The organism is Propionivibrio pelophilus DSM 12018 (assembly GCF_059569095.1).
The window spans coordinates 24070-47631 of record NZ_JCANUT010000017.1 but is presented as its reverse complement, the minus strand read 5'-3'; the positions used below and the strand labels follow the sequence as shown (position 1 = coordinate 47631).

General features: G+C 62.9%; 16 protein-coding genes. 3 read left to right on the top strand and 13 right to left on the bottom strand.

What is annotated here, in order from left to right:
- Positions 1-7 precede the first annotated feature (7 nt).
- Genes BO74_RS09340 through BO74_RS09325 form a run of 4 tightly spaced genes read right to left on the bottom strand, consistent with a single transcriptional unit; the run spans position 8 to position 4552 of the window.
- Entirely contained in the window at positions 8-490 is a 483-nt protein-coding gene (locus BO74_RS09340) for a MarR family winged helix-turn-helix transcriptional regulator (RefSeq protein WP_496441792.1), read from the bottom strand.
- Positions 487-1548, bottom strand: a complete 1062-nt coding sequence (locus tag BO74_RS09335; protein ID WP_496441790.1) for a mechanosensitive ion channel family protein — start codon at positions 1546-1548, stop codon at positions 487-489. The genes BO74_RS09340 and BO74_RS09335 overlap by 4 nt, the downstream gene beginning before the upstream one ends.
- On the bottom strand, positions 1545-2315 hold the full coding sequence (otsB, locus tag BO74_RS09330; RefSeq protein WP_496441788.1) for a trehalose-phosphatase: 771 nt from the start codon (positions 2313-2315) through the stop codon (positions 1545-1547). Before otsB ends, BO74_RS09335 begins: the two co-directional genes overlap by 4 nt.
- The gene (locus BO74_RS09325; protein WP_496441787.1) at positions 2315-4552 is read right to left on the bottom strand and encodes an alpha,alpha-trehalose-phosphate synthase (UDP-forming); all 2238 of its coding nucleotides are present in this window, start codon (positions 4550-4552) and stop codon (positions 2315-2317) included. Before BO74_RS09325 ends, otsB begins: the two co-directional genes overlap by 1 nt.
- Before the next feature lie 312 nt (positions 4553-4864).
- Between BO74_RS09325 and BO74_RS09320 the strand changes: the two genes are divergently transcribed.
- Positions 4865-6652, top strand: a complete 1788-nt coding sequence (locus BO74_RS09320) for a glycoside hydrolase family 15 protein (protein WP_496441786.1) — start codon at positions 4865-4867, stop codon at positions 6650-6652.
- A gap of 1 nt (position 6653) precedes the next feature.
- Here the strand turns inward: BO74_RS09320 and BO74_RS09315 are convergent, their stop codons facing one another.
- Positions 6654-8552: a peptidase U32 family protein gene (locus BO74_RS09315; RefSeq protein WP_496441785.1), complete on the bottom strand. Its 1899-nt coding sequence runs from the start codon at positions 8550-8552 to the stop codon at positions 6654-6656.
- A gap of 336 nt (positions 8553-8888) precedes the next feature.
- Here BO74_RS09315 and BO74_RS09310 point away from each other — a divergent pair, with 336 nt between their 5' ends.
- Positions 8889-9173 (top strand): hypothetical protein, encoded by a 285-nt coding sequence (locus tag BO74_RS09310; protein ID WP_496441784.1) that lies wholly within the window; start codon positions 8889-8891, stop codon positions 9171-9173.
- A gap of 128 nt (positions 9174-9301) precedes the next feature.
- Here the strand turns inward: BO74_RS09310 and ettA are convergent, their stop codons facing one another.
- The 8 genes from ettA to BO74_RS09270 form a co-directional block, all read right to left on the bottom strand.
- Positions 9302-10966, bottom strand: a complete 1665-nt coding sequence (gene ettA, locus BO74_RS09305) for an energy-dependent translational throttle protein EttA (protein WP_496441782.1) — start codon at positions 10964-10966, stop codon at positions 9302-9304.
- A gap of 39 nt (positions 10967-11005) precedes the next feature.
- Positions 11006-11527, bottom strand: coding sequence for a glycine cleavage system transcriptional repressor (locus tag BO74_RS09300; RefSeq protein WP_496441781.1), 522 nt, complete (start codon positions 11525-11527; stop codon positions 11006-11008).
- A gap of 61 nt (positions 11528-11588) precedes the next feature.
- On the bottom strand, positions 11589-14558 hold the full coding sequence (locus BO74_RS09295; RefSeq protein ID WP_496441824.1) for a hybrid sensor histidine kinase/response regulator: 2970 nt from the start codon (positions 14556-14558) through the stop codon (positions 11589-11591).
- Positions 14559-14566: 8 nt separating this feature from the next.
- Entirely contained in the window at positions 14567-15487 is a 921-nt protein-coding gene (locus BO74_RS09290) for a transporter substrate-binding domain-containing protein (protein WP_496441779.1), read from the bottom strand.
- 128 nt (positions 15488-15615) lie between these two features.
- A complete protein-coding gene (locus BO74_RS09285) occupies positions 15616-16935 on the bottom strand; it encodes a sigma-54-dependent transcriptional regulator (protein WP_496441777.1) in 1320 nt (439 codons plus the stop codon).
- Positions 16910-18799: a sensor histidine kinase gene (locus tag BO74_RS09280; protein ID WP_496441775.1), complete on the bottom strand. Its 1890-nt coding sequence runs from the start codon at positions 18797-18799 to the stop codon at positions 16910-16912. Before BO74_RS09280 ends, BO74_RS09285 begins: the two co-directional genes overlap by 26 nt.
- Before the next feature lie 161 nt (positions 18800-18960).
- Complete coding sequence (locus BO74_RS09275; protein ID WP_496441773.1) at positions 18961-20289, bottom strand: dicarboxylate/amino acid:cation symporter; 1329 nt, start codon at positions 20287-20289, stop codon at positions 18961-18963.
- A gap of 72 nt (positions 20290-20361) precedes the next feature.
- Positions 20362-21780, bottom strand: a complete 1419-nt coding sequence (locus BO74_RS09270; RefSeq protein WP_496441772.1) for an aspartate ammonia-lyase — start codon at positions 21778-21780, stop codon at positions 20362-20364.
- Between the two features lie 309 nt (positions 21781-22089).
- Here BO74_RS09270 and BO74_RS09265 point away from each other — a divergent pair, with 309 nt between their 5' ends.
- Entirely contained in the window at positions 22090-23538 is a 1449-nt protein-coding gene (locus BO74_RS09265; protein ID WP_496441771.1) for a DUF3375 domain-containing protein, read from the top strand.
- Positions 23539-23562 lie beyond the last annotated feature (24 nt).

Here is a 23562-nt window from a genome sequence, read left to right as displayed (position 1 = left end):
GGCTAAATCACAGATCGGCGAGAGGAATTCCCTCGCCTTTCGTTTCGAGCGTTTCCATTTGCTCGAGCAGCAGTTGCAGGTCGCCGTGCAGTTCTGCCAGGGTGTCTGCCGGCAGTTTCTGCAGGGCGTCCGGCAGCAAACCGCGTAGCGGGCCGGGGGCCTGCGCGAGGCGCGAGCGGCCGGTGTCGGTGACGTACAACCCGGCGATGCGGTTGTCGCGCATGTTCCGCTCCTTGCGTACGAGCTCGAGCTCGATCAGCCGGGCGAGGAGGTTGCTCGCCGTCGACTGGTGTACCGACATCGCGCTGGCCAGCCGGGTCAGGCTGATGCCCGGCTGTTCGGCAACGATGGCCAGCGCCCAGAGCAGGGAGCCGCGCAGGCCGACGCGGCTTTCGACGATCTGGAAGTGCTTGCGAACCGACCGAAAGATGATCCGGAACTGCCGCAGCACCTCCATGTCGAGCGAGGCAACCGGTGGGTGTGCGCTCATTTTTCCGCTTTGGCGATGTGCAGGGTCTGCGTCGGGAATGCGAATTCGATGCCTTCGGCTTCCAGCCGTTCGATCAGGGTCAGGTTGATGGCCTGCTGGGTATCCATGTACTGGTTGTAGTCAGGCGTGAGCACGTAATAGACGACCTCGAAATCGAGGCTGCTGGCGCCGATGGCCTTGAAATGGGCGCGGTCGAGGCGGGCGTTTGGCTGCGAGCGGACCGTGTCGGCGATGATTTCGTTGGCCTTGCGCAGCTTTTCCGAAGAGGTGCCGAAAACCAGCCCGATCTGGAAGACGATGCGGCGTTCCTCCATGCGCTTCATGTTGCGGATACGGCTTTTCAACAGGTCGGCGTTGGACAGGATCAACTCTTCGCCGGTCAGGCTCTGGATGCGGGTTGTCTTCAGTCCGACCTGCTTCACCGTGCCCATCGCCGTGTCGATGATGATGAAGTCGCCGGCGACGAAGGGTTTGTCGAGGGCGATCGAGAGCGAGGCGAACAGGTCGCCGAGGATGTTCTGTACCGCCAGGGCGACCGCGATACCGCCGATCCCCAAACTGGCTACCAAGGTTGTGATATTGACCCCGAGGTTGTCGAGGATCATCAGGATCAGCACGATCCATAGCGCCATTTCGCCGAGGAAGGCGATCACCCCGTAGTTCATCGCCGCGGCGCCGTTTTCCGATTCCTGCGATCGGCGTATCTGCAGCGTCCGCCAGCCGCGGATCGCGCGGTGTCCCCAGAAGCCGACCTGGGAGATGAGGATCAGCGTGAAGCCGTGGGAAATGATCTGCTCGAGCTTGGGTGACAAGGTGAGGTTGTGCAGGCCGATCAGCACGGAGATGCCGGCCAGCATCAGGTTGTGCGTGGCACCGACGACGTCGGCGAGCAGGTCGTCCCACTGGGTGCTGCTGCGCTGCGACCACTGCTTGAGCTTGCGGGTCAGCAGCGCCCGGGCGACGTAAAGAACGATGAACGCGCCGACAGCCAGCGCGAGGGCCGTCAGCAGTTGTTCGGTACTGTTCTGTTCGATGAAGCGCTGCAGGTTTTTCATCATGCGGACTCCTTTCGTTGGGCGCGGATCATGCCGTCGATCCGCTGGATCAGTGATGCCATTTCGTTTTGTGAATTCAGACAGTAGGCGGCGGCCGACGGGGTGTCGTGGCCGACGCGGATGGTCAGCCAGTCGGGCAGTGCGCGGCGGAAAACGTTCTCGTCGGTTTCGTCGTCGCCGATGAACAGCGCGTTGCTGGCGCCTTCATGACGTTGCAGGGCGAGCAGGGCATCGAATTTGTCGGCGGCGTTGGCCGGCAGCAGGTTGACCACGCATTTGCCGCCGATCACCCGCGGCTGCGGCGACAGCGTCTGCACCAGGGCGTCGATGGCCTGCTTCGCCATCGCGCGGTTGGAGGCGGTGCGGTAGTGCAGCGACAGCGAATGGCCCTTGTCCTCCAGGACGATGCCCGGCGGAAGGCTGTGGCGGGAGGCGTCGATCTGGCGTATCCAGGCTTCGGCGTCGGGGCACGGTTCGTCCCCGCCGGTTGATCCGGGCAGCCCCTCGGCGCCGTGGTTGCCGACGATGTACGTGGGGGCGAAATCGAGCCGCTCGCGGATGTCGGCGATCGAGCGGCCGGTGATGACGGCGACGCTGGCGATTTCGCACAGGCGCCGCATGGCCAGGCAGATCGCCGTCGGCGTGCGCGCCGCATCGGGCAAGGGCACGATGGGGGCGAGCGTGCCGTCGAAATCGAAGGCCAGCAGGGTGTCCTTGCGGATGAAGCGGGCCATCGCGGCCTCGCCTTGCGGGGAAAAGATGTAGCGCATCAATGATTCTCCGTGTGCGTCAGCAGGCGGGCCTCGATCCGCTCGCGCCGGCGGATGCGAGCGGCGTCGAGCAACATGAAGCCGGCCCAGCGATAGACGTTGCGTTCGCGCACCGTGGCGCGCAAGGTGCGCATCCGGTCGCGCTGCTCGGCTTCGGGCATGGTCAGCGCGCGGTAGAGCGCATCGGCGGTTTCCTCAACGTGGTACGGGTTGACGATCAGCGCCTCCGGGAGTTCTCCAGCGGCCCCGGCGAACTGGCTGAGGATCAGCACGCCTTTTTCGTCGTTGCGGCTGGCGATGAATTCCTTGCTAACGAGGTTCATTCCGTCGTGCAGGCTGGTGACGACGCAGACGTCGGCGCCGCGGTAGTAGCGGTGGACGGTTTCACTGTCCTGGTGCTGCGCGAGCAGGATGAACGGCCAGTAGTCCGGACCGCCGAAACGCTCGTTGATCTCGGCTTCGCGCCGTGCCAGCCGCTCCTGGAAGTAACGGTATTCGTCGAGCTCGCTGCGCGACGGCGCCGCGACCTGGATCAGGGTGAACTTGCCGATCAGTTCCGGGTGTTTTTCCAGCAGGCGTTCCACTGCGTTGGCGCGCTCGAGGATGCCCTTGGTGTAGTCGAAACGGTCGACCCCGATGGCGATCATCCGGTCCTCGGGGAGGTCGAAGCGCGCGCGCAATTCCTTCCGGCATGCCTCGATCGACGGCCAGGCGGCTTCTTCCGCCGGTTCCGGCCAGTTGATCGAGATCGGATAGTTCTTGATCAGCGTTTCCTGCCCGTCGAGAGTGATGATCGAGTGCTCGTGTTCGATGCGCGTTTCCAGGAAGCGGTCGACGGTCTCGATGAAGTTCTTGCAGTGATAGCGTGTGTGGAAACCGAGGATGCTGCTGCCGAGCATGCCGCGCAGGATTTCCTTGCGCCACGGGCAGATGCCGAACGATTCCGGGTTCGGCCAGGGGATGTGCCAGAAGGTGATGATCGTCGCCCGCGGCAGGCGTTCGCGGATCAGCTGCGGCAGCAGGGCGAAGTGGTAATCCTGGACGAGGATCACCGGATCGTCGGTGCGGGCGGAAGCGACGACCTTGTCGGCGAAGCGCTGGTTGACGGCCTTGTAGTACTCCCAGTCGGAAACGCGGAACACCGGACGCACGTGCGCGATGTGGCAGAGCGGCCAGAGCCCCTCGTTGGCGAAGCCGAAGTAGTAGCCTTCCTCCTCCTCGCGGGTCAGCCAGACGCGCTTGAGCGAGTAGGCGGGGCGCTCGGGCGGGACGCGGACGATGTCGTGCTCGTCGACGGATTCCTTGTCGCCCGAGCCGCTGCCGTGCGCGATCCAGGTGCCGGAACAGGCGCGCATGACCGGTTCGACGGCGGTGACCAGCCCGCTGGCCGGGCGCTTGACGACGATGCCGTCAGGGGTCTTCTCGTGGATGTACGGTTCGCGGTTGGAGACGACCAGGACCTCGTCGCCGCGCAGGTCGGCGTGCAGCAGATCGCGCAGCTTGTCCGGCGTCCACAGATCCGGCGGGTTTTCACGGGCGCGGCGTTCGTCTTCCATTTCGCGCAGCAGCGCGCGCAACTCGTGGGCGAGCGGTTGCAGTTCCGACGTCGGGTTTTCAAACGCCTTGAGCGGATTGCCGCCGCGCAGCAGTTCGCGTACGCCGGTAACCCAGCCGCGCAGACTGAGATGGGCGGTGATCACGGTGATCAGGGCAATCACCGCGCCGAGGATCACGAAGAACAGGATCAGGTAGCGGCGGGTATCTTCGCCGCGTTTTTCCGCGAAGCTCAGGTCATGCACGAGCACGAGTTCGCCGAGGTTCAGGGGCGGTCGGGAGAGCGGTTCGACGGCGATATGCACCGAACCTCGAGGGAGCTTCAGCGTCGGCGAACTTTGCGCCACGACCTGGTCGGCGATGGGACAGGTGATGTCGTCCGGGAAGCCGCTCGTCCTCTCGCGCAGGTTGCCTTCGTGATCGCACAAGCCGATGCCCAGCATGCGCTCGTTGGCGATCAGGCGGTTGAAAAGGGCTTCCAGGCGGACGTTGTCGAAACTGATGATGCTGTCGATGACGTTTTCGCTGATCGTGTTGGCGACCAGTTCCGCCCGGCTGTTCAGGTCGCGGACCGTCCAGCGCAGCGAGAACTGGTCGACCAGCGGCACGGTCAGGTAGGCCGTGAGGGCGATGACCAGAAACAGCGGTGCGATGAAACGGAACTGCAGGCGAAAAGCGTTCATGGCGGTATCTCCGTTGCGAACATGGCAGAGCAGGGACAGCGTTAACCTCGGGGCGAGGTTCATGGCTCAGTGGGTGAAGCCGTCATTCCGGACAGTGCCGGTCCCGCAAGTCGGTGATCCGGTTCGGATCGTTCATTGTGCGCGGGATGCTGCTGGGTGCTGAAGGAGCCGCGGTTTCGAGAAACGCGGTCCGGCTGCCGTTGAAAATCCAGAAAATCCGGCGTCGATTATATTTGTGCAAATCCATTTTGTCACCCGCTGTGCAAGAATGCGGGCTGATCGATGCAAACGTTTACACGAAAGGAGCGGGCAATGGCCAACCTGAATCTGGGGTTGATCGGCAACGGGGCGATCAGTGCGCTGGTCGACGAGCACGGGCGGATCGTCTGGAGTTGTTTTCCGCGTTTCGACGGCGATCCGGTCTTCTGCCACCTCCTGCAGCCGGAAGGTCACGAAGCCGGCCGGGGCGCCTTCGGCATCGAGCTCGTCGACTTTTCCCACGCCGAACAGCGCTACGAAACCAATACGGCCATCCTTGTAACGACCCTCCACGACAGCCAGGGCGGTTGCGTCGAAGTGACCGATTTCGCGCCGCGCTTCCACCTGTTCGGGCGGATGTTCCATCCGATGATGCTGGTCCGGCGGGTGCGCCGCGTCGCCGGGACGCCACGGGTGACGATCAACCTGCAGCCGCTGGCGAGTTACGGCGAACGGGCGCCCGAACTGACCTTCGGCAGCCACCACATCCGCTACGTCGGGCCGGAACCGACCTTGCGCCTGACAACCGATGCGTCGATCAGCGCGATCATGGAACGCCGGCCGGTCTTCGTCGATGACACGCTGACCTTCGTGCTCGGCGGCGATGAAACGCTGCACGAGTCGGTCGAAATGGTCGGGCGGCGTTTTCTCGAGGAAACCCGCGGTTACTGGCACGGCTGGGTGCGCAGCCTGTTCGTGCCGGTCGAATGGCAGGACGAGGTGATCCGTGCGGCGATCACCCTGCAGCTGAACGCCTGCGAGGACACGGGCGCGATCGTCGCGGCGATGACGACCTCGATCCCGGAGCACGCCGACTCCGGGCGGAACTGGGATTACCGTTACTGCTGGCTGCGCGACGGCTATTTCGTGGTCAACGCGCTCAACCGGCTGGGCGCGACCAGCACCATGGAGAAGTATCTCGGCTACATCCTGAACGTGGCGGCGGGCGAGGAGCACGGCGTGTTGCAGCCGGTGTACGGCATCAGTGGAGAGGAGCATCTTCATGAGAACGTCGCTCCCGCGCTGGCCGGCTATCGCGGGATGGGGCCGGTGCGTGTCGGCAACCTGGCCTATGAGCAGATCCAGCACGATGTCTATGGTTCGGCGATTCTCTCGGCGACCCACATGTTCTTCGACCACCGCCTGTTCCGTCGTGGCGACGCGGACCTCTTCCGCCGGCTTGAACCGCTGGGGGTGAAGGCGCAGGCGAATTTCGACCAGCCGGACGCCGGCATCTGGGAATTGCGCGGCCGTACCCGCGTGCACACCTATTCGAGCGTGACCTGCTGGGCCGCCTGCGATCGCCTTTCGCGCATCGCCCGCCAGTTGAATCTGACCGAGCGCGAGACCTACTGGCGCGAGGAAGCCAACCGGATGCACCGCATCATCTGCGAGGAGGCCTGGAACGAGAAGAAGCAGGCCTTCGTCGCCGCCTGGGGCGACGACGCGCTCGACGCCAGCATGCTGCTGCTGCACGAGTTCGGCTTTCTCTCAGCGAGTGACCCGCGCTTCGTCTCGACGGTCGCCGCCATCGAGGCCGAACTCAAGCACGGGGACTTCATCTACCGCTACGTCGAGCAGGACGATTTCGGCACGCCCGACAACGCCTTCCTCGTTTGCACCTTCTGGTACGTCTACGCCTTGCAGGCGCTGGGGCGCAAGGACGAAGCGCGCCAGATCTTCGAAACGCTGCTCAGCCGCTGCAATCCGCAGGGCCTGTTGGCCGAGGACTACTGCAGCCGGACGGGCGAGTTGTGGGGCAACTTCGTACAGACCTACAGCATGGTCGGCCTGATCAACTGCGCCCTGCGTCTTTCCCGGCGCTGGGACCAGGCATACTGAGTTATTTTTTCGGGCTGTGCAGCGGAATCGTCCGCTTCTGCTTCATGCGCCCGACGACGTGCATTTCGCAGCGCTTGCAGTCGAAGCGCAAGGTCAGCTTGTCGTTGCCGTTTTCCAGAACCAGCGAGTCGGGGCGAATGCCTTTCACTTGCTTCGGGCAGAGGTTGAAGGAAAAGCGCAGGCAGTGCTTGGTGATCATCAGCGAGACTTCGCCGCGTTCCTGGCCGCATTCGAAGGCCGGGGCGATGACCTTGACGCCGTGGCGTGCGTAAAAGTCGCGCGCCTTCTGGTTATAGACGTTGCCGAGATAGCTCAGCGTGTCGTCGGGGTAGGGCGCCGGCGGGACGGTCGCGGGCCGGCGTTGCGGGCGTGTCCAGGACGCTAATCGCGCCGTTTCGAGTGCCTCCACGGCATCGCGGCGCAGGGCGTTGAGTGTCGATGCCGGAATGAATAACGGTGTGGACAGTGCCAGATCGACCGACTCGGTTTGATAGATCGTCGCGCCGAGTTTGCCCAGCCCCTCGCGCAGGCAGGCGAGGGCGCGTTCCGGTTCCTGCGCCGCCTCTTTCGGGCAGGCTCGCGTGGCTGTCGCGGAGACGCCGCGCTCGTCAGTCAGTTGCAGCGCCAATCCGTCCTGCGTTTCTTCCAGACGCATGTGGACAGGAATCCGTCGTTCAGCACTTTTCTTGGCGAGTTGGCGCTCGAACGCCTGATCGAGGTTGCGGTGGAGCGTCGTTCCCGGTTTCAGCCCGGCGGGGAGTTTGCCGTTCTCCAGCGCCGGGTGAATCCGGAAGCCGTTGGCGATCGGCTCGGCGCGATTGACGCGCAAGCCGGTCAGTTCGTTGTTCGCGTCGAAAAAGGTCAAGCCGTCGCCGTTGTTCAGTTCGGCCTCTGTTGCCAGCTCGAAACTGTCCCGATTGATCCTGCCGATCACCCCGATCGATTCGCCGGCGAACTTTGGCGTATCGAAGGCGCCAATCTCCGCGCTGCGCTGGCGCACGAAGTAGTCGGTGGCGCCGCGGTTGAATGTCTTTTCCGGCGCCGGGGTGAAAGAGAAGGTGCAGCGGCCGGCCGAGGCGCGGCGCAGCGTGGCTGATGTGTCGAGGATGGTGTCGATCCGCTGCCGGTAATGGGCGGTGATGTTCTTGACGTAGGACAGGTCCTTGAGCCGCCCCTCGATCTTGAAGGAGCGGATACCGGCGTCGATCAGCGCCTCCAGGTTGTCCGTCTGCTCGTTGTCCTTCAGCGAAAGCAGGTGGCGGTTGGCAGCGATTTTTTGCCCCTGCGCATCGGCCAGCGAATAGGGCAGGCGGCAGGCCTGCGAACAGTCGCCGCGATTGGCGCTGCGCCCGGTGCAGGCGTGGCTCAGGTAGCACTGGCCGCTGTAGCTGACGCACAGCGCGCCGTGGATGAAGAACTCGAGCGTCGCCGTGGTTTGTTCGGCGATTGCGCGAATTTCGTTCAACGACAGTTCCCGCGCCAGAACCATCTGCGAGAAACCGACGTCCTCAAGAAAACGCGCTTTCTGCGGCGTCCGGATGTCGCACTGGGTGCTGGCATGCAGTTCGATCGGCGGCAGATCGAGTTCGAGCAGCCCCATGTCCTGCACGATCAGTGCGTCGGCGCCAGCTTCGTAGACCTGCCGTACCAGCTGCGCGGCCCCCTCCAGTTCCTCGTCGCGCAGGATGGTGTTGAGCGCCACCAGCACCCGGGCGTTGAAACGATGCGCGTAGGCGGCGAGACGCGCGATGTCGTCGATCGTGTTGCCGGCGCTGGCGCGGGCGCCGAAAAGCGGGCCGCCGATATAGACCGCATCGGCGCCATGATCGATCGCCGCGATACCAAAATCGGCATTTCGTGCGGGGGCGAGCAGTTCGAGTTCGTTTCGGCGGTCGGGCATGGGAAAACCGTAAGGGCAGGGTTGAATTCCGTGTCGTTATGTGGCGACTGATTATGTATATGATTTGTAACGAAAACGGCGTGTGCTATGGGCGAAGGTGTCGGGCAGTCGCGAAAAGAACAGCCTGTTCTACCGTCAAGACAGGGCGCAAGTATATGATGATCAAGACGTTTTTTCCGTGGTACGGATCTCGCTAAGGGAAGGGGGGCATCGTGTACGTGGGTTGTGTACGTGAATTCACGTACGGATTTTCTGTTAATCGGTGTCAACCGGTCTCAACGAGACGCGTTATTGGCCTCATGGTGAGCATTCACCGTATTCAAATGGAGTCTGATTATGGGCAGTCTGAGCAACGAGTCGTTTGATGAGTTTCTGGATTCTTTGAAGCAAGCCGGCATCGCGATCACCAATGAACGCGAACTGCGCGAGCGTCTCGCCGAAGCACAACGCTGGCGTTATGCCTTTGCCACCCTGGCCTCGAATGGCCGTCCGCTGGGGATCCGCTTCAAGGACGAAAGCGCCAGTGTAGACCAGGAGCGTATCCATAGCGCGTTTGCCCAGTTCCAGTTCCCCGAGAGCATGGAACAAGCTTTTTCCGCCAGCCTCAAGGCCGAGCACTGATTCAGCGAATACCGCGCGGATCTGCCGATCGCGCGGTATTATTCCGCATCCGCTGATGCCCGGCCGCAGGCGGGGTGTCAGGGAAACAAAAAAGACCCGCGTTGTGCGGGTCTTTTGCTAAGGCGTGGTCAGCGCGTGATGGGGCGGTAGCGGATCCGCTTCGGTTTGGCGCCTTCCTCGCCCAGTCGCTTGATCTTGTCCTGCTCGTATTCCTGGTAGTTTCCGGTGAAGAAGGTCCACTGCGAATCGCCCTCGCAGGCCAGGATGTGCGTACAGATGCGGTCGAGGAACCAGCGGTCGTGCGAGATGACCAGCACGCTGCCGGCGAATTCCAGCAGGGCGTCTTCCAGCGCGCGCAGCGTTTCCACGTCGAGATCGTTTGACGGTTCGTCGAGCAGGAGGACGTTGCCGCCGGAAATCAGCGTCTTGGCCATGTGCAGGCGGCCGCGTTCGCCGCCGGAAAGCTGGCCGACGAACTTCTGCTGGTCGCCGCCCTTGAAGTTGAAGCGGCCGATGTAGGCGCGTGCCGGCGTTTCGTACTTGCCGACCGTGAGAATGTCGGCTCCGCCGGAAATCTCGTCGAAGACCGTCTTGTTGCCGTCGAGGCAGTCACGGCTCTGGTCAACGTAGGCCAGCTTGACCGTTTCGCCGATCTCGATAGCACCGGAATCCGGCTGCTGTTGACCGGTGAGCATGCGGAACAGCGTCGATTTGCCGGCGCCGTTCGGGCCGATGATGCCGACGATGGCCCCGGGCGGGATGCTGAATGACAGCTTGTCCATCAGCAGGCGGTCGCCGAAGGCCTTGCTGACGTCCTTGAACTCGATGACCTTGTTGCCCAGGCGCTCGCCGACCGGGATGAAGATTTCCTGCGTTTCGTTGCGCTTCTGGTAGTCGACGTTGGAGAGTTCGTCGAAGCGGGCGAGACGCGCCTTGCTCTTGGCCTGGCGGGCCTTGGGGTTCTGGCGCACCCATTCGAGTTCCTGCTTCATCGACTTCATGTGCGCGTCGACCTGTTTCTGTTCCTGTTCGAGGCGGGCCTCCTTCTGTTCCAGCCAGGAAGAATAGTTGCCCTTCCAGGGAATGCCGTGGCCGCGGTCTAGTTCGAGGATCCACTCGGCGGCGTTGTCGAGGAAGTAGCGGTCGTGGGTGACGGCGACGACGGTGCCGGGGAAGCGGCAGAGGAATTGCTCCAGCCATTCGACCGATTCGGCGTCGAGGTGGTTGGTTGGTTCGTCGAGCAGCAGCATGTCGGGTTTCGAGAGCAGCAGCTTGCACAGGGCGACGCGGCGTTTCTCACCGCCGGAGAGGTTCTTGATCGAGGCGTCCCACGGTGGCAGGCGCAGCGCGTCGGCGGCGATTTCCATCTGGTTCTCTGTGTCGGAACCGGCGGTGGCGATGATTGCTTCGAGCCGCGCCTGTTCCTCGGCGAGCTTGTCGAAGTCGGCATCCGGTTCGGCGTAGGCAGCATAAACCGCTTCAAGCTTGGCCTGCGCTTCCATGACTTCGCCCATGCCGGCTTCCACTTCCTGGCGCACGGTCAGTTCCGGGTCGAGTTGCGGTTCCTGCGGCAGGTAACCGATGCGGATGCCGGCGAGGTGCTGGACTTCGCCGTCGTATTCCTTGTCGACGCCGGCCATGATGCGCAGCACGGTCGATTTGCCAGAACCGTTGAGGCCGAGCAGGCCAATCTTGGCGCCGGGGAAGAAGGACAGGGAGATGTCCTTGATGATCTGCCGTTTCGGGGGAACGATCTTGCTCACGCGGAGCATCGACATTACGTATTGAGCCATGGTGTTCTGTTGGGTGTTGGTGAGATGAGGGCGAAAAAGTCAGGGTCGGATGGTTTCATCGAGGGTGATGTCGACCATCAGGTCGTTGGAAATCTGCTCCAGCTCGCGGACGAGCGCCTGGGTGTCGAGCGTCGGCGAGGCCGTCAGTTCGGCGGTGGCGTGGAAAAGAATTTCCGCCGACATCGGCGCGCTGGCGGTGTGGGTGTTCAGCTCTTCGACGTTGACTGCGTGTCGTGCGAGCACCTGTGCCACTTCGCACACGATGCCGATGCGGTCGTGGCCGACGAGGGCCAGGGTCAAGCGCCGTCCGGACTCTCCCGGCGTCTCGCCGGAAGCCTCGGCAGTGATGCGCAGTCCCGGCAGCGCAGCGAGGTCGCGCTTGAGGGCGTCCAGATCGCTCTCGCCGATGGAAACGCAGACGATCCCGGCGAACTTGCCGGCCAGGTGCGACATCGAGGATTCCAGCCAGTTGCCGTTGTGCCGGCTGATGACCGTGGATAGCTGTTCGACGAGGCCGGGCCTGTCGTCGCCGATGGCGGTAAGAACGAGGGATACGCTCATGATCTGCTCCTGGCCGGGAAAATCCGGGCATTGTACCGCCTGGCGCCCGGGCGTGCGGCGATCAGGCGGCGGGCAGGGACGAAAGCCCGGTGAAGACGACGTCCAGTTCGTGCGTTACAAGGTCGAAGCGTTGCCGGACGAAATCGACGTGCTGTTCATGGCAGGCGTCTTCGAGTTCCTTGGCCATCTCGCCGAGACGAATCGCGCCGATGGTGCGTGCGGCGCTCTTGAGCGAGTGGGCGTGCCGGATGGCCTCGTCCCAGTTGGCCCGTTCCACTGCTTTCCTGAAGTTTGCCGGAAAGGTCTTTCCGTGCGTGTCGTGGAAGATGTGGAGGATCTTGAAGTAGTTGGCAATCTTGCCGTTGGCGTAACGCAGCCCGACGTCGGTTTCGATGCCGGGGAGTTCCGGCATGGCCAGCACGGCGGATGTGGCGGGCTCCTGTCGCGGCTGGGACGGCTGTGGCGGGATCGTCTGCGCTTCCTGATAGGTGGTGTGCGCCGGGGTGTGCTTGAGCAGCGCACCAAGCAGATCGCCTGACTTGACCGGCTTGACGATATAACCATCCATCCCGGCGTTGCGGCATTTTTCCTTTTCGGATGCCAGGGCATTGGCGGTCAGGGCGATGACCGGCAGGCCGGAAAGCCTGGGGTTGAGGCGAATCTGCCGCGTTGCCTCGTAGCCATCCATGACCGGCATCTGGCAGTCCATCAGCACGCAGTCCGGTCGCTGTTCGGCGATGGCGGCGAGCGCTTCGCTGCCGTTGGCGGCCACGCGTACGCGCATCCCGGCGTCGGTCAGCATGTCGCGGACGACCTCCTGGTTGAGTTCGACGTCGTCGACCACCAGGATGTCGAGACCGCGCAGGCGTGCCGGATCGACGTCGGCCCGGGTTCGCGTCACGAAATCGGGCTCGACGCGGATGCCGAGGAACGGGGCGATCTCGGCAAAGAGCCGGCTGGCCGTCGTCGGCTTGGTGAGGATGCCGTCGAACATCGCCGCGTCGGCTTCGAGGTCGACGTCGAGCGAATAATTCGTGACGAGGAAGATCGGCGGCATGGACCCCGGCGGCCAGGCTTCACGCAAGAGGCGAATCGTTTCTACGCCGTTCATTCCCGGCATGTTCATGTCGACCAGAATGGCCAGATACTCGGCGCCGGGCTTCTTCCGGGCACTAGCGACAGCCTCTTCGCCCGAGCTGCGTTCCTCGTTCGCCAGGCCGATCTGCCGAAGTTGGCTGGCGATCGCTTCGCGATAGACGGGGTTGTCGTCGATCACCAGTACCGGTCGGCGGGCAAAGAGAGCGACTTTTTTCCTGGCGGCGACAAAGTGCGATTGCTGCTTCGGGTCGATGCCGAGACGAACCGAGAAAGCGAATGTGCTTCCCCGGCCCGTCGTACTCGAAGCGCTGATCTGTCCACCCATCAGTTCGACGAGTTGCTTGCAGATGGCCAGTCCCAGTCCTGTGCCGCCATAGCGTCGCGTGGTCGTCGCATCGGCCTGGGTGAAGGCGTTGAACAAGCGAGCCAACTGGTCCTCGGCAATACCGATACCCTCGTCGATGATCTCGACCTGCAGACGCGCGGCGTCCCTGGCCAGTTCCTCGCACCGTGCGCGGATGATGACGTTGCCCCGGTCGGAAAACTTGATCGCGTTGCCGATCAGGTTGATCAGCACCTGTTCGAGGCGCAGGGCGTCGCCGATGAAGATCCGGTTGCAGGATTCGTCGATGAAGATGGCGATTTCGATCGATTTCTTTTCGGCTTTTCCGGAAAGCAGGTTGCCGACGTCGCCGACCACGCGATCGAGGTTGAATGGCGCATTCTCCAGTTCGAGCTTGCCGGATTCGACCTTCGAGAAATCGAGGATGTCGTTGATGATGCGCAGCAGGAGATCCGATGTCTGCTGGATTTTTGTCAGGTAGTTACGCTGCTTCTGGCTTGGCTTGGTCGCCAGGCACAACTCCGTCATGCCAATGATGGCATTCATCGGCGTACGAATTTCGTGGCTCATGTTGGCCAGGAAGTCGCTGCGCGCCTGGGCCAGGCGTTCGGCCTCGACTTGCGCCTGAATGCGCAGTTTTTCCAGCCGCCGCCGTTCGAGTACATCGAGAAATCCCACCAGAATCACGATCAGCGGCACGACCCCCGCAGCGATGACGAACAATCGGGCCGTGCCGTGTTCGGCGACCTGCTCCGCGGAAATGGAAACGAATGCGAGCGGTGTGTCCTCGATGTCCACTCGGGCGATGGTGTAGCTCTTCCCGTCGTGTCTGAAGCGGCTTACCAACGTGCTTTTGCCGTCGGTCGTGGCTTTTGTACGTATTTCCTGCCAATGATCTTCCACTTGAAACGGCGGGACGGAATCGCTGTGCAGCGGGACGCCGCTCTCGCGGTTGACCAGAAGACCGTGGCCTCGCGTCTGTGTCGATCCGAACTGCGCAAAGCTGGCGCCCGCATCGATCCAGGCCAGCAATTCGCCGCGATAGGTTTCGTTGATCCAGACCGGAACCATGACGACCAGGCCGCAGTTACGGATACACAAGCGCGTCCGGCGCTCCCTGTTCTCGGGAATCAACCAGTCCCTGAGTCCGGCTTCGGGTTCGGGAACGTTCCATTGGGCGACCCGCGTGGCGGTTTTGTCGATCAGCATGAAACCGGAAAACAGCGACTTGTTGCCACCGCGTTTTCTCCTGGCGACATACTCGAAGCGGTCCTCGATCATCTGCACGTTGACCCCGAGTCCGTACTGGAAACTCATCCCGAGGTCGCGGTTGCGGAAGAAGTTGACGACCGGTTCGGATTCCGCGAGCTCGGCCGTTTCGATCTGCCGTTCGGAGAAAAAATAGGAAATCGCCGAGGCCTGCTTCTCGGCTTCCAGCAGGAACTGGGCCTGGGCACCGTCCTGCACGCGTTGCAGCGACAGATAGTTGCTCCAGAAGACCGCGCCTGCGTAGGTGATGAACAGCAGGAAGGTAAGCGCGCTTTTCTTGTGCCGCCCGATGAAGTTGAAGATTCCCTTTTCTTCCTGCATCACGAGGATTACTTCTTGATCGACGGGTCGTGGAAGAATTCCGGGAGATAGCGCGGGGCGGAGCGATAGTGCTTGTTAACCAGCTGCATGTAGGTGCCGTTGGCCTTGATCTCACTCAAAAAGGCGTCGAACTCGTGCCGAAGTTCCGGTGAGTTCTTGCGGAATCCCGCGGCCATCAGTTGCTCGCCGGAGATCGGTCCGATGACCTTGATCTGTCCCTGCCATTTTTCCATCGAGACGATGATGTCCGGAACGTCGAGCAGGGTCATCTCGCTCTCGTTCTTCACTATCGCCGGAACCATGTCGTTGAGGCTGGCTTCCGTCGAGAAGCGCTGCAGGCGATAGCCCTTGCCTTCGAGACCGTACAGCCGGGGATCAAGGCACGAATCGTCCATCACGAAGGTCTTGGCCTCCTTGAGCTTGGCCTTGGTCGCCTCGATGTCCTTGGCCAGGTTCCCGGACGGGACGATCGGGGTCACTTTCGAGTCGGAGCGGGCGAGCAGCCAGACGGCCGACGGGAAGGTCGGCTGCGAATAGTCGATGAGCTTCTTGCGCGGTGGCAGGATAGTCAGGCCGTTGGCGATGATGTCCCCGCGGATGGCGCGCTTGCCCGTCGTGCGTACCTCCGGCCTATATTCGACGTCGTACCCGATCAGATCCTGGATGACGTTGGTCCAGTCGGTCGAGACGTACTCGTAGCGAACGCCGATGCGCTTGGCGAACAGTTGCATGATCTCGGCGTCGAAGCCTTCGCCGTTGCCGATGACGAAGCGGGCGTACGGCACGCCCAGATGACGGATGACGCCGCGTTCCTTGATGGCGCCGAGATCCTGCGCCTGAACGGACATTCCAGGCAAGAGGAGCGCCAGTCCGGACAGGGCAGCGAAGGAGGAACGCCGGATTCGAGAGATGAAGGCAAGGTATTTCATGGCGTCGGGGGGCGGACGAAGATTCGGAACGATATACCAGAACGATACGAATATAGCATTCTTCGCCACCAATCCGCCGCAGGATTGCCGATGTGCCCGCCGTGCCGCGCTGACGCTTTCCGGTGCGGCTACAGCCCGTACTTCCGGATCTTGTCGTGGAGGGTCGTCTTCGCGATGCCGAGTGCCTCGGCGCAGCGCGAAAGACTGGCGGGGTGGCGTTGCATCGCCTCGGCGATCAGGGCGCGCTCGAACGCGTCGACGGCGTCCGGCAGGGTGCGCGACTGCTCCTGAATTTCCTCGCCGAACGGCGGGGCGCCGTACTCGATGCCAAGGACGCAGCGGTCGGCGACGTTACGCAGTTCGCGCACGTTGCCCGGCCAGGAATAACCCATCAGCTGCTGCAGGCGCGCGGTGTCGACCGGCGGCGCCGGTCGCTCGTGCCGGGCCGCGGCTTGCAGCAGGAAGTGCTGGAACAGCAGGGGAATGTCGTCGAGACGTTCGCGCAGGGGCGGCAGCATGATCGTCGCGACGCTCAGGCGGTAGTAAAGATCGGCGCGGAACTGGCCGCGTTCGGCGAGCGCGCGCAGGTCGACCTTCGTCGCCGCGACGACCCGGCAGTCGATGGGAATCGGCGTATTCGAGCCGAGGCGTTCGAGGGTGCGTTCCTGCAATACGCGCAAGAGCTTGATCTGCATGGCCATCGGCATCGACTCGATTTCATCGAGGAACAGCGTGCCGCCGCTCGCGTATTCAATGCGCCCGATCCGCTTTTTCCCCGCGCCGGTATAGGCGCCGGCCTCGTGCCCGAAAATCTCGCTCTCGAACAGCGTGTCGGGCAGGCCGCCGCAATTGATTGCCACGTAGTTGCCGCGGCAGCGCGGGCTGGCCTCGTGCAGGCAGCGGGCGACCAGTTCCTTGCCGGTGCCGGTTTCGCCGTGGATCAGCACGTCGGCGGCGCTGTTGGCCAGGCTGGCGATCAGCGAGCGGACACGAGTCATGCCGGCAGATTGCCCGATCAACCGGGCATCGATCTTGTCCTGCCCCTCGAGGCGGGCACGGAGTTGCCGGACTTCGAGGACCAGCCGCCGCTTCTCGATGGCGCGTCGCACGACGTCGACCAGGTGTTCAGGAGGGAACGGCTTCTGGATAAAGTCGTAGGCACCGTCCTTCATCGCCTGGACGGCCATCGACACGTCGCCGTGGCCGGTAATCAGCACGACCGGCAGTTCCGGGTCGATGCCCGCCAACTGGCGCTGGAAGCTCAGCCCGTCCATGCGCGGGAGGCGGATGTCGCTGACCACGACGCCCGGGAAATCAGGACTGATGAGCGCTTCGGCGTCCTCGGCGCTGGCTACCCCGGCCGTGGGGATGCCTTCGAGCTGGAGCGCCTGCTCGCAGCCGAGCCGGACGTCCGGGTCGTCTTCAATGATGAGTACCTTGAGATTCATGCGGTGCAGGCGTCCGGTCGAGTGGAAGTTCCAGGGTGAATATGGCTCCGCCGTCGGGGTGGTTGGCGCCCGCGAGGGTACCACCGAAATCGTTGACGATTCCGGCGGAGATGGCCAGGCCGAGTCCCAGGCCGTGTCCCGCTTCCTTGGTGGTGAAGAAGGGTTCGAAGAGCCGCTGGCGTACCGCGTCGCTCAATCCGGGACCGTGGTCGCGGACTTGCAGACGGATGGCGTCATCGCACGCCTCCATGCCGATTTCGATTCTGCACTGTTCCAGTCCGGCCGCAGCGTCGGTGGCGTTGCCGACCAGGTTAACCACGACCTGTTCGAGCCGGTTGGGGTCGCACAGCGCCATTGCCGGAGAATCGGGAAGCTGCAGGGCGACGGACGTGCCAGTGGTCCGCAGGCGCTGATCGAGGAGGGCGACGGCGTTGTTGACGACCGTTCGCAGGTCGACGGGTTGCGCCTTGCCCGTGGACTTGCGGGCGAAGGCTTTCAGCTGTCCGGTAATCTGGCCCATGCGATCGACGAGCTGGCCGATCCGCTCGAGATTGGCACGCGCGGTCGCTTCGTCGCCGCGTTCGAGGAAGCGTGTCGCGTTGCCCGAAAGCGTGCGCAGGGCGGCCAGCGGCTGGTTGAGTTCGTGCACGATTCCCGCCGAGAGCTGGCCGATCACCGCGAGTTTGCCGGCCTGGATCAGTTCGTCCTGCGCGGCGCGCAGGGTACGCTCGGCGCGCGTGCGTTCGGCGACTTCGTCCTGCAGTTGTCGGTTGGCGGCCGACAGATCGGCGGTACGTTCCTCGACCTTGCGTTCGAGTTCGTCGTAGGCTTTTTGCAGCGCCTCGCGTGCGGCCAGGCGGTCGCGCAGGTGGCGTCTGCGCTGCAGGTACATCGCTGCGAGAATGTAGAGCAGGATGGTGCTGATGCCGGCCACCGCGGCACGAATCCGGCTCATGCTGTCGACCGGGTCGATGTGCGAGAAGACGGTGAGGGTCCACGGCGTGCCGGGCATCGGCAGCGACTGCCAGAGGAATTTCCCGGCAACGGGATAAGCAGTGACGGTTTCCTGCTGCTCGTGATTCAAACGGACGACCCTGGCGCCGAAATCAAGCAGCGAGAGCTCCTTGAATCCCAGTGGCTGCAGGGCGCGGCGGTTGTATTGCTGGGTGCGGTCGAAAAGGCTGCGCGTGCTTTCGTCGAGGGGACGCAGGGTGGTGAATTTCCAGTCCTGGACCGAACTGAGGATGACGACGCCGTTTTCGTCGGCGACCAGCACCGGCGCTTCAACGGTCGTCCAGGACTTTTCGAGTTGTTCCAGGCTGACCTTGACCACGGCCACGCCGAGCACCTTGTCCTGGTCGGCGAGGGCGGACGAAAGGTAATACCCCGGTTCGCTGCGCGTCGTGCCGATGCCGAACAGGCGGCCGCTGCCGTTCTCCATGGCCTCGCGGAAGTATTCGCGGAAGGACAGGTCTTCGCCGACGAAGCTGTCGCCGCGTCGCCAGTTGCTCGCTGCCAGCACCTTGCCGCGGCGATCGAGGATGTAGATGGCGAGTGTGCGGGCCCGTTCGTTGAGGCGTTCAAGGTAGCTGTTCAGCGTGTTGGCCAGGCGGGTGTTGTCGGGGTGCGCCAGGAGGTCGAGCACGTCGCGTTCGAGCCCGAGCGTGGCGGGGAAATAGGCGTACTTGCCGATCTCGCGTTCGAGGCTGGTGGCGTAGAGATCCAGCCGGTGGCGGCCGGTCGCCTGCAGTTCCGACAGGCCCATCTGCTGGCTGATCCGGTAGGTGCTCCAGGCGACCGCGCCGACCAGTGCGGCGACGGTTAACAGGACGAGGAGCAGTCGGAGCGGATGAATTGGGCGCATACGGCAGTCTGGCGTTGCGGACAGGAGTCCGATGGTAGCTTAGCGGCGCCGAAGAGAGAACACGACGGCGCCATCAGGAAAAAAACAGCCCCGGGGAGGGCCGGGGCCGTGACATGCGCCGCGCCGGACGAACGCCGGCGAAGCGCGATGACAATCGTGGATCAGGCGCTGGCCTTGGCTTCCTGGCCTTCCCAGCGATCCAGGTCCATTTCGTTCTCGCCCTTGGCAACGATGGCGGTGCACACCATGTCGCCGGTGACGTTCAGGCAGGTACGGCCCATGTCGAGCAGCGCGTCGATGCCGAGGATCATCGCGTAACCGGCCGCCACTGCGGAGCCGGCTTCGACCTTCAGACCGATCGATTCCATCACCATCAGCAGCATGATCGCGCCGGCGCCGGGAACACCGGCTGTGCCGATCGCGGCCAGCGTGGCGGTGGTGACGACGGTCATCTGCTGGGCGAAGGTCAGCGGCTGGCCGATGGCGTAGCCGATGAACATCGCGCAGACGCCGAGGTAGATCGCCGTGCCGTTCATGTTGATGGTGGCGCCCAGCGGCAGGGTGAAGGACGAGATCGAGCGCGGGATGCCCAGTTTTTCTTCACAGACGCGCATCGTGACCGGCAAGGAGCCGCTCGTCGAACGGGTGACGAAAGCGGTGATCATCGCTTCGTTGGCGCCCTTGAGGAACTTGAAGAAGCCCATGCGGAAGACCGCGAGCAGACCACCATAACCGATGACCGTCAGGATGATCATCGCGAGGTAGACGGTCAGCGTCACCATCAGCAGCGGGCCGAGCGCCTTCGGGCCCTGCTGGGCGAAGACGATGGAGATCAGGAAGAAGACGCCGATCGGAGCGTACTGCATGATGCCGTTCACGATCTTGTACATCGTTTCGGCGGCGGCGTTGACCATCTCATGCAAGGTTCCGGCGCTCTTGACCAGCGACGCATCCTTGGAGTCCTTGAGGAAGGAGATGGCCAGACCGAACAGCATGGCGAAGAAAATGATCGGCAACACGTCGCCCTTGGCCAGCGACTCGGCCGGATTGGTCGGGATGATGTTGAGGAAGACGGTGGCCAGCGACGGGGCCGCAGCTGCCTTGCCTTGCACGCCGGCCGTGCCGATGAGGCCGAGACCGTTGCCCGGCTGGATGAGGTTGGCGAAGAACAGGCCCAGCGACACGGACAGCGCGGAGGTGGCCATGTAGAAGGCGATGATCTTGATGCCGACCCGGCCGAGCTTCGACGGGGCGATGCTGGCAGCGCCACTGATCAGCGAGAACAGGATCACCGGCACGACGATCATCTTCAGCAGGCGGATGAAAATGTCGCCGAAAACCTTGGTGTTGGCGACGAATGCCTTGACGGTGTCCGGATCGCCGTAGCCGAGTGCAATGCCGACTACCACACCGGCGACCAGGGCGATCATGATCCGGGAGAGAAGATTGGATTTGAAGTACCAATCGAACTTGCCTTTCTTTGTTGCCATGAGTGACTTCTCCTTGAAGGATTGTGGTGAAAACGTCGTACCGGGAAGCCGGTGGCGGCCGGCTCTCCGGGCTTACTTCTCGAACTTCGGGTTGATCAGGTTCTCGAACGAGAAAACCTCGTCCCAGCGCTCCTGGGTCATCAGTGCTTTCTCCTTGACCACCACGTCGTACAGCGACTTGCCGGTCTGGTAGCATTCGCGGGCAATCTCGGCACATTGCTTGTAGCCGAGCGACGGTTTGAGAACCGTGATGATCCCCAGCGAGTTGAGCACCATGTTGCGCGTGTGTTCGGCGTTGGCGGTGATACCGTCGATGCAGTTCGTACGCAGGCTGCTCACTGCGTTTTCCATGGTGAAGATCGACTTGAACAGGGCGTAGGTGATCACCGGTTCCATCACGTTGAGCTGCAACTGCCCGGCCGAGGCGGCCAGCGTTACCGTGAGGTCGAGACCGATGACCAGGAACCCGGTCTGGTTGACCACTTCCGGGATCACCGGATTGACCTTGCCCGGCATGATCGAGCTGCCCGGCTGCATTTGCGGCAGGTTGATTTCGTTGAAACCGCACCGCGGGCCCGAAGCCAGCATGCGGATGTCGTTGCAGATCTTGGTCAGCTTGGTCGACGTGCGCTTCAGGACGCCGGAGAGCTGCACGTAGGCGCCAGTGTCCGACGTCGCTTCCACGAGGTCGCCGCCGAGGATGAACTGGACGTCCGTTAGCTCGGATAGATAGCGGGTGGCCAGCGCCGGGTAGCCGGGCGCTGCCGTGACCATGGTGCCGATGGCCGTGGCGCCGAGGTTGATCTCGCGCAGCAGGTGGCGCACTTCGGTGATGCGCTCGACTTCCTCGCCGATGGTCGTGCCCCAGCCGTGGAATTCCTGCCCCAGCGACATCGGTACGGCGTCCTGCAAGTGGGTGCGGCCCATCTTGAGCACCCGTTCGAATTCCTTGGCCTTGGCGAAGAACGAACCCTGCAGCTTGCGCAACGCGTCCATGTAGCTGGCGAGGCGCAGGATCAGCGCCAGGCGGAAGGCCGTGGGATAGACGTCGTTGGTCGACTGCCCGAAGTTGACGTGGTCGTTCGGGTTGATGATGTGGTAGTCGCCTTTGTTGTGGCCCAAGGACTCGAGCGCGACGTTGGCGATGACCTCGTTGGCGTTCATGTTCACCGAGGTGCCGGCGCCGCCCTGGATGAAGTCGGTGACGAAATGCTCGCGCAGTTCGCCGGCGATCAGGCGGTCGCAGGCGCCGATGATGGCGTTGGCGATCTTGCCGTCGATACAGCCGAGGTCGCGGTTGGCCATTGCCGCCGCCTTCTTGACGTAACCGAAGGCCTTGACGAAATACGGTTCTGCCGACATCTGCGTGCCGGTGATAAGAAAGTTGTCCTTGCCGCGCTGCGTCTGCACGCCGTAGTAGGCGTCCGCCGGGATCTGTTTCTCTCCCAGAAAATCTTTTTCGATGCGATAGGTCGTAGTGTCGGTGCTCATCTTGGCTCCTGCGTTTGTGGAATGGGCCACAGCCTTGCCGGTTCGCCCGGTGGCTTATGTATTGCACAGGGCGTGCCAGTTGAGGGGGTTGTTAACTAGTTGATTATTAGTGATAAAAATCTTCATTCCCGCGTGATCGTTCAGGTTTCCGTGCGTGCGGGGTGTTTTGTGGTCGGAAAACCGAACGGCGATGGGGGCGACCGTAGTTCTCTCATTGCCGGAGCTTCTCTATTGCTATGATTCGCGCCTGCAACTTGGATAACGGGAGAGACGAGTGCCCGTGCCCCTTTATTTATCGGTTCTGGTCTGATGGATTTCACCACCCTCGACACCCTTCGCACCCACAACCCGGCATGGCGGCTGCTGCGCTCGGACCATGCACCGCTGGTGGCGAGTTTTCTGCAGCGCGTCTTTGTCACGCCCAATGTACGGGTGATGCCTGCGGCCGATCTGGCCGAGGCGCTGGAGGACGAGTTGTACGCGCTGCGTCTGCAACTCGGCGACAAGGCGTTCCCCAAATCCGCCATCGACTATCTGAACGACTGGGCCGCGGCCGACAAGGGCTGGCTGCGCAAGTATTACAAACCGGGTACCGACGAGGCGCAGTTCGATCTCACCCCAGCCACCGAGAAGGCCATTGCCTGGCTTGAGCAGTTGTCCGAGCGGCAGTTCGTCGGTACCGAGTCGCGCCTGCTCACGCTGTTCGACCTGCTCAAGCAGATGTATGAGGGCAGTGAGGCCGATCCGGTCAAACGCGTGGCCGAGTTGTACAGGAAGCGCAGTGAAATCGACGCTGAAATCGCGCGGATCGAAGGCGGCGACGTTCCTCTACTGGACGACACGGCGCTGAAAGACCGCTTTCAGCAATTCATGCAGGGCGCACGGGAATTGCTGGCGGACTTTCGCGAGGTCGAGCACAACTTTCGCCAGCTTGACCGGCGCGTGCGCGAGCGCATCGCCCTGTGGGAAGGCAGCAAGGGTGCGTTACTCGAACAGATCATGGGCGAGCGCGATGCGATTGCCGATTCGGATCAGGGCAAGAGCTTTCGCGCCTTCTGGGACTTTCTGCTCTCGAGCCGTCGCCAGGAAGAATTGACCGAGCTTCTGGAGCGGGTGCTGGCCTTGCCGGCCGTTGCCGCCATGCAGCCCGATGCCCGCACCCGCCGCATGCACTACGACTGGATGGAAGCCGGCGAACACACCCAGCGTACCGTGGCCGCCCTGTCGCAGCAGCTACGCCGCTTTCTGGATGACCAGGCCTGGCTGGAAAACCGCCGCATCATGGATATCCTTCACGGCATCGAGAGCAAGGCCCTGGCCCTGCGCGAAGCGCCGCCGGCCGGCACGGTGATGGAGATTGCGGAGGCCTGCGCGGACGTCGACCTGGCGATGGAACGCCCGCTGTTTACTCCGACGCTGAAGCCGGTCATCGCCAGTCTGGCGCTGCAAGCCGGCGAGCAGAATATCGACGCCGGCGCGCTGTTCGATCAGGTCGTGGTGGACAAGGCCCGGCTGACACGCCACATCCGCCACGCTTTGCAGGACAAGGCGCAGATCAGCCTGTGCGAATTGATCGAGGCTCAACCGCTGCAGCACGGTCTGGCCGAATTGGTGGCCTACCTGCAACTGGGCAGCGATGCCTTCAATGCCGTGATCGACGAAGATGCTCCCGAACCGATCCGCTGGCAGGCGCATACCGCCAGCGGCGAACCGGTGACCCGCACTGCGCACTTGCCGCGCGTGATCTTCATGCGCTGAAACACACGAAGACTCCTGAAAAAG